This is a genomic window from Corynebacterium marambiense (assembly GCF_016342275.1).
Lineage (GTDB): Bacteria > Actinomycetota > Actinomycetes > Mycobacteriales > Mycobacteriaceae > Corynebacterium > Corynebacterium marambiense.
In genome coordinates, this window is sequence record NZ_JAEIOT010000009.1 from 1 (window position 1) to 1,065 (window position 1,065).

The 1,065-nt window shown below is 62.5% G+C and carries 1 protein-coding gene; it reads right to left on the minus strand.

The window, feature by feature from the left end:
• Window positions 1-459 (minus strand): DDE-type integrase/transposase/recombinase (locus tag JDV76_RS09260; protein WP_198736618.1); only part of this gene is annotated, 459 nt, incomplete at its 3' end.
• Window positions 460-1,065 lie beyond the last annotated feature (606 nt).

The window sequence follows — 1,065 nt, forward strand, 5'->3', positions numbered from 1 at the left end:
TCGGCGTCTTCGGTGGTCGGTCCGTTCGATCGAGGTCACAATTTCGATGTGCAGCTGCTCGCGGGTGGTCCAGGAGCGGCGGTCGAGGACGTTGTTCTGTAACAGGGAGAACAACGACTCCATGGCTGCGTTGTCACCGCACGACGCCACTTTCCCCATGGATCCGACGAGGTGGTGACGTGCCAGAGCACGTAGGAACCCCCGGCTCCGACATTGACTACCGCGGTCGTTGTGGATGATGCAGCCTGCGACGTCGCCGCGCAGTGCGACAGCGCTGCAGAGCGCCCGGACGGACAGACCGGCTTTCATCCTTTCGCCGACGATCTTGTTGCTCAACACGTCCTTGATCACGCAAACGTAGAGCTTGCCCGCACCCGTTTTGTGCTCCGGGATATCCGCCAGCCAGAGCTGGTTGAGGCGTTCGGCGGCAAACTCGTGCCGGACCCGTCCGTCCCTCATCGGTGACCGTGCAATGCTCGTCGTCGACAGCAGGTCCCGGCTTCCTGTCGTTCTTTCCCCACTTGTTCTCGAACGTGGACCACCAGCCGTTGGGCGATGTGATCCGCCACGCGGTCCGGTCGACGATTGCCTCGCCTGCGTCCCGAGCCGCAACAGCCAGGAACCGATGCCCGAACCCAGGGGTCGTCACGGTGAGCGTCGAACAACACGTTCACGCGATACGCCTCCACGACCTCGCTCGGCGTGATGGGGTCAAGCGTGCCACCCGGTAATAGCGCTGGCGAGACAGCTTCAGAACCCGGCACTTCACCGTCACGGGGATTCCCCCTTCGGCGAGCTCATTCACGAGTGGACAGAACCTGTTCCCGGCAGGTTCGCCTGGGACAGACAGGCGGCAGCACGGCGCAGGACCTCGTTGTCCTGCTAGAGGAGTCGGTTCCGTTTTTCGCAACTCATGGATCTCGACGCATGCGGTGCGTGTCATGCCGGGTTTCGGGCCGTCGTCGACAGCGGTGCGGCTCAACCACTTCTGCAACGTCCATCGGCTGAACACCGAAGTCTTTCGCGATCTACTCGATTGTCACTCCATGTACGCGGTTCCTCGCC